At 60.4% G+C, this 12,188-nt stretch carries 8 protein-coding genes, 1 tRNA gene and 1 other RNA gene; 3 read left to right on the top strand and 7 right to left on the bottom strand.

What is annotated here, in order from left to right; all coding sequences use genetic code 11:
- Positions 1-528: 528 nt before the first annotated feature.
- The 3 genes from bilS to I2E45_RS05415 form a co-directional block, all read right to left on the bottom strand.
- Positions 529-1,080 (bottom strand): flavodoxin family protein BilS, encoded by a 552-nt coding sequence (gene bilS / locus I2E45_RS05425; protein ID WP_195444792.1) that lies wholly within the window; start codon positions 1,078-1,080, stop codon positions 529-531.
- Positions 1,081-1,207: 127 nt separating this feature from the next.
- Positions 1,208-3,067, bottom strand: a complete 1,860-nt coding sequence (locus tag I2E45_RS05420; RefSeq protein ID WP_195444790.1) for an ABC transporter ATP-binding protein — start codon at positions 3,065-3,067, stop codon at positions 1,208-1,210.
- Positions 3,068-4,939, bottom strand: a complete 1,872-nt coding sequence (locus tag I2E45_RS05415) for an ABC transporter ATP-binding protein (RefSeq protein WP_195444788.1) — start codon at positions 4,937-4,939, stop codon at positions 3,068-3,070.
- Positions 4,940-5,115: 176 nt separating this feature from the next.
- On the opposite strand from I2E45_RS05415, the gene I2E45_RS05410 reads away from it, so the two are divergent.
- On the top strand, positions 5,116-6,126 hold the full coding sequence (locus I2E45_RS05410; RefSeq protein WP_195444786.1) for a coiled-coil domain-containing protein: 1,011 nt from the start codon (positions 5,116-5,118) through the stop codon (positions 6,124-6,126).
- A gap of 348 nt (positions 6,127-6,474) precedes the next feature.
- On the opposite strand, the gene ffs is transcribed toward I2E45_RS05410, so the two are convergent.
- Both ffs and tadA read right to left on the bottom strand, forming a co-directional pair.
- An RNA gene (ffs, locus tag I2E45_RS05405) (signal recognition particle sRNA small type) lies at positions 6,475-6,570 on the bottom strand.
- Positions 6,571-7,025: 455 nt separating this feature from the next.
- The gene (tadA, locus tag I2E45_RS05400) at positions 7,026-8,807 is read right to left on the bottom strand and encodes a tRNA adenosine(34) deaminase TadA (RefSeq protein WP_195444784.1); all 1,782 of its coding nucleotides are present in this window, start codon (positions 8,805-8,807) and stop codon (positions 7,026-7,028) included.
- 51 nt (positions 8,808-8,858) lie between these two features.
- Between tadA and I2E45_RS05395 the strand changes: the two genes are divergently transcribed.
- Positions 8,859-8,948: transfer RNA gene (locus I2E45_RS05395), tRNA-Ser, on the top strand.
- A 3-nt stretch (positions 8,949-8,951) separates the two neighbouring features.
- On the opposite strand, the gene I2E45_RS05390 is transcribed toward I2E45_RS05395, so the two are convergent.
- Positions 8,952-9,536 carry a TetR/AcrR family transcriptional regulator gene (locus I2E45_RS05390; RefSeq protein WP_158551589.1) on the bottom strand — a complete coding sequence of 195 codons (585 nt, stop codon included), beginning with the start codon at positions 9,534-9,536 and terminating at the stop codon, positions 8,952-8,954.
- Positions 9,537-9,747: 211 nt separating this feature from the next.
- On the opposite strand from I2E45_RS05390, the gene I2E45_RS05385 reads away from it, so the two are divergent.
- A complete protein-coding gene (locus I2E45_RS05385; protein WP_195240071.1) occupies positions 9,748-10,299 on the top strand; it encodes a LemA family protein in 552 nt (183 codons plus the stop codon).
- Between the two features lie 559 nt (positions 10,300-10,858).
- Here the strand turns inward: I2E45_RS05385 and I2E45_RS05380 are convergent.
- Positions 10,859-11,911 carry a branched-chain amino acid aminotransferase gene (locus tag I2E45_RS05380; protein WP_195444782.1) on the bottom strand — a complete coding sequence of 351 codons (1,053 nt, stop codon included), beginning with the start codon at positions 11,909-11,911 and terminating at the stop codon, positions 10,859-10,861.
- Positions 11,912-12,188 lie beyond the last annotated feature (277 nt).

Below are 12,188 nucleotides of genomic sequence, written 5' to 3'. Positions count from 1 at the left end.
CCCCCTTTGCGTGCGGAACTCGCGATGAACCTTACATACCTCCGCCCGGACAGACGCCCTGTTGTTGGAGCGTGGCTTGTCTTGGGTGTATCGCCGAACATATATAAGTTGAAGGCCACGTCTTGTGGCCTTTTTTGCATCCGGAAACCGTGTCCCAGAATTCACGTCCGGAGTGGGATGCAGTTTCCGCTTACGGCCCCGTTGGGAAACTGCATCCCACTCCGATTGCAAATTCCGGGTCGCATTTTCCACCAGAGCCCTCAACCGGAAACCGCATCCCATTCCAAAGGCAAATTCCGGGACACACTTTCCGAAACCCCATCCATCCGGAAAGCCCGTCCCACTCTGAATACATCCAGCGAACGCATGCGAGTGTGTCGTCCAGGACGGTCTCGTCATCGGGGTAATGGAAAATGTCACCCCAAACGCCTGCCACGGTTGCGCCTACAAGTGTCAAGAAAAAAGCCTCGAGAACTTCGAGGCTTTCACATTTGTATTGTTTTGCACGAAGGATCGCGGACGGCGAAGCTACTCGCCCAGCACGGCCTTCTTGGCGGCTGCGGCCATGTTGTCCAGGTCCTCCTTGGTAGGATGGTCCTTTGCGGCAACCCAGTTGTCGAGCAGCATCTTAAATCGGGCGTTGTCGGGATCTTGCTCGAGCATGGCCTCGTAGCGCTGCTTGACCGCAGGGCCCATCTTGCCCTGACACATCGCCCAGCCCGCAAGCTCGGCATCTCCAGCCAAATTGGAGGTCACGCGGTCGATAATCTGCTGGTAATAGCTCTGATCGGCCCCAAAGCCGCAGGTGCCAAACAGGAAGACGCGCTTGCCGTGCAAAGCGGAGAGCAACGCCGCGACCGAAGGCGTGCACGCGCCCTTGTCGCACCAAAAACCGACGAGCACCGTGTCGGCCGCGCAGGCGCCCTGCGCCTCGAGCGCAACCTGATCTGCATCCGCATCGTCGCTCAACGCCGCGGCATGGACAAAATCAACACCCGCAGCCTGCAGAGCGCGCTTGATCGCGCCCGAAACCATCCTGGTATTACCGCTCTTGCTGTTAACCACCAAAGAGCACGTCATAGTCACGTTGCCTCGTTTCCCCAAAAACTAAAGCCACTAATGCAATTTATTAGATGAATATCTTAGTACTTACGTGACAGATGTAAACCACCGTCTGTCGATTGATTAATTTGCCCCACGGGCTTGCTCACTGGGCAAACTGGCTGCGGTAGAGTTCGGCGTAGAAGCCGCCTGCCGCTAGCAGCTCGTCGTGCGTGCCGCGCTCGATAATCTGGCCGTCGCGCATGACCAGAATGCAGTCGGCGTTGCGGATCGTCGACAGGCGGTGCGCCACCACAAAGCTTGTGCGGCCGGCCATAAGCTCGTCGAATGCCGCCTGCACCTGCAGCTCGGTGCGGGTATCGATGCTCGAGGTCGCCTCGTCCAGCAGCAGAATCGCCGGGTCGGTGAGCATGACGCGCGCGATGCACAGCAGCTGTTTTTGACCCTGGCTAAACGTGCCGCCGTCCTCGCCGATGACCGTATCGTAGCCGCCTGGCAGCTGCACGATAAACTTGTGTGCATGCGCGCGCTTGGCGGCCTCGATAACCTGCTCGCGCGTGACATCGGGGCAACCGTAAGCGATGTTTTCCGCCACCGTGCCCTCGAACAGCCACGTATCCTGCAGCACCATGCCAAAGGCGCGGCGCAGGCTTGCGCGCGTGTAGTCACGCGAAGACCTGCCATCGACCATGATGCGTCCGGCATCGATGTCGTAAAAGCGCAGCAGCAGGTTGATGAGCGTCGTCTTGCCGCAGCCCGTGGGGCCGACCAGGGCAAAGCGCATGCCGGGCTTAGCCTCGATGCAGATATCCTGCAGCAGTTTGCGGTCGGGCACGTAGCTAAAGTCCACGTGTTCAAAAGTCACCTCACCCTGCGGGGCGGTAAGCTCTACAGCGTCCGACGCGTCGGGCTCCTGCTCGCGCGCATCGAGCAGCGCAAACATGCGGCGCGCCGAGGCGTACGCGGTCTGGACCTGCGTAATGACGTTGGTGACCTCGTTGAACGGCTTGGTGTACTGGTTGGCATAGGACAGGAAGATCTGCACGCCGCCCACCGTAAGCGCCGCGGGCACGCCCGTGATCACGCCCACGCAGCCGATCACAGCGACCACGGCATAGATGATGTTATTGATAAAGCGCGTACCGGGATTGGAAAGCGAGCCCATAAACTGCGCGCACTCGCCTGCCGTATAGAGCTCGGCGTTAAGGGCATCAAAGCGCAGCTGCGCATTGGGGCCATAGGCAAAGGCGTCGACAAGCTTCTGCTCGCCTACGTACTCTTCGATATGACCACCGAGCTGACCCTGAATGCGCTGCTGCGCCGTAAAGCTTTTGTTGGAGAGCTTGGCGATGGCGCCGGCTGCAAAAATGGAAAGCGGCGTGACGAGTACCACCACGAGCGTCATGGTCAGGTTAATGGAGAGCATAAACGCGAGCGTGCCAACGATGGTGATAACGCCGGTGAATAGCTGGGTAAAGCCCTGGAGCAGACCGTCGCCCACCTGGTCGACGTCGTTGACCACGCGGCTCATAAGGTCGCCGTGGGCGTGGCTGTCGATAAAGCTGAGCGGCATGCGACTGAGCTTGTCGCTCGCCTCCACGCGCATGTCGCGCACCGTCTCGTAGGACAAGCGGTTGACGCAATAGCCCTGCAGCCACTGGAAGGCCGCTGCTCCCACCACGACGAGCGCGAGTTTGGTAACGAGCGGCAGCAGCGCATCGAAGTCCACCTGCCCGGCGGCGACGATAAGGTCGATGCCTTCGCCAATAAGGATGGGCGTATAGAGCTGCAAGATTACCGAAACGGCGGCACTCACAAACGACGCCGTAAACGAAAAACGGTGCGGACGAACGTAGCCCAGCAAGCGGCGGGTCACCGCACCCACGGGATAGCGCTCGGGATCGCCGGGCTGGCGCGGACCGTCGCCCAGGTCGTTGAGGCTATCGTTACCGGACACGTTGGCCGTCATCGTGGCGACCGAACCGGAGGAAGTGTACGGATTCATTTAGCAGCCCTCCTTTGCGCAAGTGGATGCCGGGGCAGCCGGGGCGGACGCGGGACTTGGGACGGACGCGGGCGCCGCACTCCCCTGCTGGCCCTCGAGCTCCTCGCGGCGCAGCTGCGACTGGCAAATCTCGCGATAGAGCTGGCAGGTCGCGTACAGCTCGTCATGCGTGCCCAGGCCCGCAACCGAGCCGTGGTCGAGTACGCAGATCATGTCGGCGTCGCGCACGGTCGAGACGCGCTGGCTCACAATCACCGTGGTCAGCGGCAGCTCGCCCTCGGCGGCACCGCGCATGCTTCGTTCGCGAATGGCATGGCGAAGCGCCGCATCGGTCTTAAAGTCGAGCGCCGAGGCGGAGTCGTCCATAATCAATATCTGAGGCGAACCCACCAAGGCACGCGCGATAGTCAGGCGCTGGCGCTGGCCACCACTAAAGTTCTTACCGCCCGCCTCGACCGGGGCATCGAGCCCCTGCGGCTTGTTGCGCACGAACTCGCTCGCTTGCGCCATATCGAGCGCTGCCCAGAGCTCCTCGTCGGTCGCCGACTCGTCACGCCAGGTCAGGTTGCTGCGGATTGTGCCGCTCACCAGCGATGCGCGCTGCGGAACGGTCGCGACCACATGGCGCAGCTGATCGAGCGGCCAGGTGCGCACGTCGGCGCCCATCACGCTCACGCTGCCGGTGCTCGCATCGTACAGGCGCGGGATGAGCGAGACGAGCGTGGACTTGCCGCTGCCCGTGCCGCCGATAATGCCGAGCGTTTTGCCCAGCGGCAGCTCCAGGGTCACGTCATTGACGGCGTTGGCGGCGCCCGCGCCAAAGGAGAAGCTCGTATGGCTCAAGCTCAGCGCGGAGACCGGGGCGTCGACGTCCGTCGCGGGTGCCTGGGGCAGTGCGACCGGCTCGTTATCCTCGTCGGTGATGCTCGGCTCGCAGTTGAGCACCTCGTTGATACGCGACGCACTGGCGCTCGCCTTGGTAAAGACCACGACCAGATTGGCGACGTACACGATGGAGGTGAGGGTCTGCGTCATGTAGTTCACAAACGCCATGACCTGGCCCTGCGTAAGCTCGCCCACGCTGACCTGGATGCCGCCCACCCACAGGATGGCGCACACGCCCAGGTTCATCACCAAAAACGTGACGGGGTTGAGAATCGACGAGAGCTTGCCCACCGCGATGGCAGTATTGGCCTGGTCGTCGGCGGCCTGCGCAAAGCGCTCGCGCTCGTGATCTTCGCGCACGAAGGCGCGAACCACGCGGGCGCCCGAAAGGCCCTCGCGGCAGATAAGCGCGATGCGGTCGAGCTTTGCCTGCAGCTGCTTGTAGTACGGAATGCAGCGCGCCATGACAACCCAGAACACCAGGCCAATGGCGGGCGTGCAGATCAAAAAGATGATGCCGAGCTTAAGGTCGATGGCAAGGGCCGCGCACATGGAGCCCACCGCCAGGAAGGGCCAGCGGATGAGCATGCGCACGCCCAGCGCCACAGCGAGCTGGACCTGGTTAACGTCGTTGGTAATGCGCGTGATGAGCGACGGCGTGCCAAAGCGGTCGAGCTCGGCATAGCTCAGCTTGTTGATGTGCTTGTAGAGCGCGCCGCGAATGTCGGTGCCCATGCCCTGCGATGTCAGCGCCGCCATCTTTTGGCAGACAAGCGTAAACGAGATGCCAATCACAGCCATGGCGCCAAGTACCATGCCGTAGTGGATAACGGCGCTGACATCGTGTGCGCCAATACCCTTATCGATCATCTGGGCAATCACGAGCGGTGTAAGCAGGTCAAAGATCACTTCGATCAGCTTGCACGCAGGGCCAATCACCATATAGCGGCGAAACTTGCCACCAAAACGCCTGAGCAGCTCAATCATGTATAGGCGCTCCCTATCATCATTCACACTCAATTCGAATCATGATAGTACTGCCGCCCCAAAAGACGAGTAAACAGCTCGTTATTTCTGGCGAGATTCAAGAGCAGGTAAACCGCCTGATATACTTACCTTAGTGCTACCAAGTGAGTCGCCAACCCTTGAAATGAGGTGCCGAGATGAACGACATTCTCGCAAGAAGAGCAAGACGAGCAACTATGGGTATCGCCCTTTCCGCGGCACTTGTCGCGGGAATCGCCCCCGCAACGGCGATCGCGGCAGAAATCAGCTCCCCCACCGATGCAGTCGCCTTGCAGACAGCGGCCGCGAACTCGAGCGAAACCGCGGCCACCGAAAAAGAAAAAGCGTACGCGGCCATGCAGGAAGCGCTCAAAAACCTCGAGGCCGCAAAAGACGCCGCAAGTCCCGAGAAACTTGCGGAAATCGATGATGACATTGCCGCATTTCAAGAACTCTACGACATGGTGGTGGCGGAAGCCGCCAAATGGAGGAAACCCCTTCCCGCCATGCAAGCGAACGTCGATGCAGCCCAAGCCAAATACGATGAGGCCCACAACCGGACAAGCGGCCTTCAGGCAGAATTAAATAAGACAATCGGCGACGGAGCTTCTAACGAAACTATTAAGCAGTTGCGAAGTGAGATCATGTCGGCAGAAAGGCGAGAAAAATCTTGTGAAGATGATCTTCACTCCTACCAACGCCAGCTCGAAATCCAGGAAAGACAGGTTCAGCGTTTCGAAAGTGAGGCGGAGGAAGCTAAAGCCCACATCGACGAGGACATAACCAAGCAAAACGCGCTCCTCGACGATTTGGAAAAGGCGCAAGCGGCCTATGACGACGCCTGCAAAGCATACGAAGAGGCAAAGGCCGCGGCAGACAAGGCCACCTCGCCCGAGATAACGAAACCGACCGAGACAGTGCCTCCCTCCGGCTCAACGCAACCCGCCGAGACGACACCGCCCGCCGGCTCGTCCGCGACCGGTAAAGACACCTCGCTAAGCTCCACCAAGCAAGCGAACTCGAGCAACGGCAAGCAAACAAATACGACCGCCGACAAGCTCGCAAACACAGGCGACACAGCGCCGAGCGCAATCGCACTCGCAGCAATCGCCGCCGCAGGCCTCGGAATAACCGCCACTGCCACACGCCGCATCAAGAACTCAAAATAGCTGCCAGCGGTTATTGTCTTCGCCAATCCACAAGCCCAGAGACAAAAGGAGGTCCGTTTCCCCACCTAGGGAAACGGACCTCGTTAACTGCAATAATTCAAGCAACAGTGCCGCCGCCTCCTGAACCACATAGCCACCGCGCTCCAGACAACACCAGCGAGCAGCAAAAGGCACGGGATTTAGTTATTCAGATAAATGTGACCCTTCAGGCGGTTTCGGTCGGCTACCCGCGAGTGACGGTAGGGCGCTTGGTAGTCGAGCGATCCCGCAGGCAAAGCCGAGGACCAGCGAGACACCAAACACCTCGCCGCCGGCCGGGCCATGTCGCGGCACCAAAAAACGCCCGTGCGCTCGATGGATTCGGATGCCCGACAGAGGCTCCTTATGGCTGCTTCCTTCCGGACCTGACCAGATTCGGAACATGTCGTCATCCGAACCCATCGAACGCGCTAGGCGCTCGGTATATCTTACCTGCTCCCGCCCGCCAGAGCAAGCTAGCTAATTTGGGACGGAGCTTTTTTGACTACTTTTTGACTGGTGGGGCATCAGGGTGGCGAGCGTAGTCAAGGAAGCCCCGTCCTAAATAGACTGATCTGGTGCTGTGCCACGAAAAGGGCCTATCTACTACATTTTGGTCACAGGGGTCGACCATAGCCGGCTTTTTCGAAAATCGGCAAGCTTTCTACCTGCGGTTTTGTTTTTGCAAATTCCGGGATGGTCGAGGGTGGCCGGTTTAACGTAGTAGATGGCCACGTTTCGTGGCAAACGGTCCGATCCAAGGCCCAAGGCAGCCAACCTCGAATGGCCATTCTCGAAGCTGCGGTGGAATACGGACTGAATTGGCACCTTAAAGGCAATAACACTCCGTATTTCACCGCAACTTATCGAGGGGATGGGTTTTAGAGGCGAGCGAGGTCGTAGGCTTGGGCGGCTGACTCACCGGCGAAGATGAGGTTGGTTGTGGCTTCCTGAGGATTGAGCGCCTGGTCGAGAGGCATGGGCTTGCGGCAGATCGGCAAAACCAAGTCAATACCCTGCCCATATACCGCGTCCAGGTTGACGGCGCGACCGCCCACGACGGCGACCACCGGCTTGCCATATCGCTTGGCGCGGCGAGCCACACCCACCGGTGCCTTACCGGCGGCGGACTGCTCGTCCATATTGCCCTCGCCCGTTATGACCAGGTCGACATCACGCATGCGTTCGTCAAACCCAATCAGATCGAGCACCGTCTCCACGCCCGAGCGTAGCTCCGCACCGAGCGCCAGTAACGCCGCGCCCAAGCCACCGGCAGCGCCCGCGCCGGGCACGCCGAGCACCGAGCCAAACGTCCGTGTGCCCTCGGGTGTGCGCAACAACCCCTGAGCTCGCACCTCGAAAATTGCCGCATCGAGCAGGCGACCGTAGCCGACCATCCAGTTGTCGTACTTGCCCAGCGCCTCGGCATCATCCGCCGGCAGACCCTTCTGTCCGCCGAACACCGCAAGCGCGCCGCGACGCCCTACGAGCGGATTCTCGACATCGGAGAGCACAACGATGCGAGCGCCATCCAAAGCCTGCAGCGCCGGCGCCAAATCAACGCTCGCCACCCGCTCAAGTCCGGCAAGACCGGGGGCGACATCGCAGCCCTGGTCATCGGCCACACGCGCGCCCAGCACCTGCAGCATGCCGGCGCCACCGTCGTTGGTGGCGCTACCGCCCAGACCAATATAGATAGTCTTTGCGCCCGTGCGAACCGCGCGAAGCATGAGCTCGCCCACGCCATAGGTCGAAGCCGCGAGCGCCGCCGATTCCGTGCAGGGTGAATACCCAATGCCGGCCGCCTCGGCCATCTCAATTACAGCCGAGTCGCGCTCGTCGTCCACCAGCATCCGGGCAGGCACACGCTCGCCAAAGGGGCCTGCAACCTCGCAGGTCACAATCTCACCGCCGCACGCGGCAACGGCATCGAGCGTCCCCTCACCGCCATCTGCCAGCGGCAAAGCGTTCAGCTCGGCATCGGGCCACACACGGCGCATGCCCTCGGCAACCGCCGCCTCCGCCTGCGCGCTCGAAACGCTGCCCTTAAAGGAGTCGATCGCCAACAGCACACGGCGGGGTCGGCGGCACGCAGGACCAAAGTCAACCGCCATGCCAGCATCCTCACCGGCACCAGCAAGCGCCGCGGCGTGGGCGGCATGCGCCTCAAGGTTCGGACCGCAGCCACAGCCGCTGCCACCCGATCCGCGCAGACCGCCAAAATAGCTACTCAGCAGCTCGCGGCATTCATCCGCCAGGACCCCAGCCGTCACGTTAAACCGATGATTCAGGCGCGAGTCGGCATTCAAATCGTATAGGGATCCCAGCGCGCCCGCCTTGGCATCGGTCGCGCCATACACGCAGCGTCCCACGCGCGCGTTGACCATAAGGCCCGCGCACATGCAGCAAGGCTCCAGCGTTACATAAACCGTACAGTCGAAAAGGCGCCAGCGGCCAAGCGCCTGGGCAGCGGCGCACACGGCCGCAAACTCGGCATGAGCCGAAGGGTCCTGGTCGAGTTCGCGCCGATTGTGCGCCCTCGCGACGATCTCACCGTCGCGCACCACTACGGCTCCGATGGGCACCTCGCCCACCGCCGTGGCGACTCGCGCCTCCGCCAGCGCCTCGCGCATGAACTTCTCGTCGATTTCGATGATCGTCATCGTTCGCCTTCCCTGTTGCAAATTCAAAACGATGCTATCATTACGACTCACGGAGAGATGGCAGAGCGGTTGAATGCGGCGGTCTTGAAAACCGTTGAGCGCGAGAGCGTTCCGGGGGTTCGAATCCCCCTCTCTCCGCCACTTCTAGTGATGCACCGGCGTCATGGTTCGCTCGAACAGTGCATCGACCACGTCGGCCATCTCGGGTCGACGCTCAAGATCGTGGCCCGATTCCCACCATATCGTGAAAAGTCGAATAATACCGCCGGCGACAAACTCGGACGTCGTCTCGAGTGACACGGGGGCCAGGGCATCCTCGGCAAGCACGTTCATCACACGCTCGCGGATGGAGCGGGCAATACGGTCGCAAATAACGTTGGTCAACATGCCAGACATGCTGCTTGCCAAAATGTTATCCATGAGCTGCTCGTGCGCCAGAATCAAATCCATGGCATCGTCCAAAATCGCGTGTCGAAGCGCGCGCACGTCCTCGGCAGACACTGCGCCGGCCTCATCGGGCTGTTTTTGCGGCAAGCCCGACATGAGCTCATCGATATAAAAGGCAAAGTAATCGTTCTTGTCGCGAAAGTGCTTGTAGAACGTCGTGCGGCGAATCATGGCGCGGTCGCACAGCATGGCAACCGTCAGGTCCTCAAAACGATGCTCCTCGAGAAGCTCAGTAAAGGCATCGAACAGGGCGCGGTAGGTTTTCTTGATGCGAAGGTCCACTGGTATCGCCATCCTCAGGGCAAAGACAACACTCGTCAATCTGTCGCATATCTTACACCTGTACCTCGCGCGCTTTGCCCCGGTGCCGGCCCCGCCGAAAACACAACGCTTACCGGAAAGTTCGGCACGGCAAAACGTTGCGGGTATACTAGTAGCGTTATACCAACGGCAGCTGGCGCATGCCGCCGCGGCCATTCGAAACGGAGACATCATGCTTCCCGTCATCATCGGCATCGTTGTTGTCATTGTGATTGTCTGCGCCATCGCCGGCATCTACAACAACATGGTCACCAAGCGCAACCGCATCGATAACGCCTGGCAGAACATCGATACGCAGCTGCAGCGCCGTAACGACCTGATCCCCAACCTGGTCGAGACCGTCAAGGGCTACGCCAAGCACGAGCAGGAGACGCTCTCCGCCGTGATCAGCGCGCGTAACACCGCCGTCAAGGCCACCACGCCCGAGGCCAAGATGGAAGCCGACAACGTGCTGACCGGCGCACTGCGCCAGCTCTTCGCCGTAGCCGAGGCCTATCCCGATCTTAAGGCAAACACCAACTTTACGCAGCTGCAGGCATCGCTCGAGGATACCGAGAACAAGATTAGCTATGCACGCCAGAGCTACAACGACTGCGTGCTCAGCTACAACAACGCCATTCAGACGTTCCCGGCTGTCATCTTTGCCGGCATCTTCCAGTTTAAGGAGCGCCAGGGCTTCGAGGCCGCCGAAGCAGCCCGTCAGGCCCCGACCGTCAAGTTCTAGTAGTTTGGCAGCGTATCCTTAATCGGCCAAATGCATAAACCGCCCCGTCGAATGCATACTTCGACGGGGCGGTTTCCTTTTTCGCGAAGGTCCCCCTCTAAGCGCCGTGCATTTTTAGGAGTATTCAACATAACCAAGAGCTTCGGGCGCCACGATAAATGCCAAAGACCGCGAATATCCCTGCAAATCAACCGCTGTCAGCCCATAACCCCGCCCATCATTCGTAGAAAACATCGAGAACTCCCGATTTTTTGCCCGAGGTCGGTATGCAGGGACCTTCGACTGCAGAATACTCGCAAAAATGCACGTCGCCACCGCCCCCACATGGCGCGAAGCAAAGCAAAAGCGCAGTCTAAAAGGCCGCGCACCATCTTTATTCAGATTAATCATTGCCCGTTGTGACATCGCCGAACCCGCAGGGCAGAGAACAAGTTCCCTCCCGGCGCACTCCGCAGGACGCAAGAAGCCCTCGCCGCACGAAGTGCGCAGCGAGGGCTTGTTGCATGTCCGAGGACGCGCCGGGAGGGAACTTGTTCTCTGCCCGGATAGGTAAGACAAATTACGCGACGGTGTAAACCCAGTTGTGCTTATCCTCGACAGCACCGGACTGGATGCCAGTCAGGGTCTCGCGAAGCTTCTTCATCACAGGGCCGATCTCGGTGTAGCCAGCCGGGAAGGTCACGGTCTCGTCGGCGCCGTAAACCTTGTTGTCGATCTCGCCGACCGGGGAGATGACGGCAGCGGTGCCGCACAGGCCGCACTCGACAAAGGTACCGGCCTTGACCTCGGCCCACTCGACGGGGCGCTGATCGACGGTCATGCCCAGGTCCTGAGCAACCTGAACGAGCGAACGACGGGTGATAGAGGGCAGGATGGAGTCGGTGTGCGACTGCGGAACGACGAGCGTGCCGTTCTCCTTCACGAACAGGACATTGGCGCCACCGGTCTCCTCGACATAGGTGCGGGACTCGGAGTCGAGATACAGGTTCTCGGCATAGCCCTCGCGATGGGCCTCCATCGTGGGCTTAAGGGACATGGCGTAGTTCAGGCCGGCCTTGATGTTGCCGGTGCCGTGCGGTGCGGCACGGTCATACTCGGAAACGCGCAGCTTGACGGGCTTGAGGCCGCCCTTAAAGTACGGACCGACCGGGGTCACGAGAATGCGGAACGTGTACTCAGGAGCGGGAGCCACGCCGATCACGTCACCGGAGCCGATCATAAACGGACGCACGTACAGGGTCGCGCCGGAACCGAAGGGCGGAACCCAGGCGGCGTTGGCAGAAACGACCTGCTTGACGGCCTCAACGAACTTGTCCTTGGGGAACGGGGGCATCTCGAGGCGCTGGGCAGAGTTATACATGCGCTCGGCGTTCATGTCGGGACGGAAGCAGACGATGCTGCCGTCCTCGGCGGTGTAAGCCTTCAGGCCCTCAAAGACCTCCTGGCAGTAATGGAAGATGCCGCCGCACTCGGAGACATGCAGGGTGTGGTCGGTGGTCAGGCCACCCTCGTCCCACTCGCCGTCCTTCCAATGGGCCTCGTAGCTGTAATCGGTCTTCACGTAGCCAAAGCCGAGGCTACCCCAATCGATATCCTTCTTCTCGACAGTCATATGTCGCTCCTTACATACACAGTTGCATACTCGCGAACCCGCACGCAAGGACCGAGGCCGACCGCGTCGCAACGTCGCACGCCCGGAGCGTAGAGCCGGACGGGACACGCGAGCAGCATCAAAGCCGATGGCACGTCGATTCGCATGCACGAGATTGTACTCCGCTCGCGCGTCTGATAAAACGCTTTTCTTTAACTAACTAAAGTATTTTCATTTGACCGAAGCTGAAGAGGCCCGCCACCGTAAACGGTGACGGGCCTCAACTGCACGGTTTGCG

It is taken from the genome of Collinsella aerofaciens (genome assembly GCF_015555045.1).
Taxonomy (GTDB): Bacteria; Actinomycetota; Coriobacteriia; order Coriobacteriales; family Coriobacteriaceae; genus Collinsella; species Collinsella aerofaciens_W.
This window is presented reverse-complemented; position numbering and strand designations above follow the sequence as displayed.

Excerpts from the sequence above, each read along its gene's own strand:
- I2E45_RS05420 (WP_195444790.1), bottom strand. The coding sequence starts at position 3,067 with ATGAATCCGTACACTTCCTCCGGTTCGGTCGCCACGATGACGGCCAAC.
- I2E45_RS05380 (WP_195444782.1), bottom strand. The coding sequence starts at position 11,911 with ATGACTGTCGAGAAGAAGGATATCGATTGGGGTAGCCTCGGCTTTGGC.
- I2E45_RS05415 (WP_195444788.1), bottom strand. The coding sequence starts at position 4,939 with ATGATTGAGCTGCTCAGGCGTTTTGGTGGCAAGTTTCGCCGCTATATG.
- I2E45_RS05385 (WP_195240071.1), top strand. The coding sequence starts at position 9,748 with ATGCTTCCCGTCATCATCGGCATCGTTGTTGTCATTGTGATTGTCTGC.
- I2E45_RS05410 (WP_195444786.1), top strand. The coding sequence starts at position 5,116 with ATGAACGACATTCTCGCAAGAAGAGCAAGACGAGCAACTATGGGTATC.
- bilS (WP_195444792.1), bottom strand. The coding sequence starts at position 1,080 with ATGACGTGCTCTTTGGTGGTTAACAGCAAGAGCGGTAATACCAGGATG.
- tadA (WP_195444784.1), bottom strand. The coding sequence starts at position 8,807 with ATGACGATCATCGAAATCGACGAGAAGTTCATGCGCGAGGCGCTGGCG.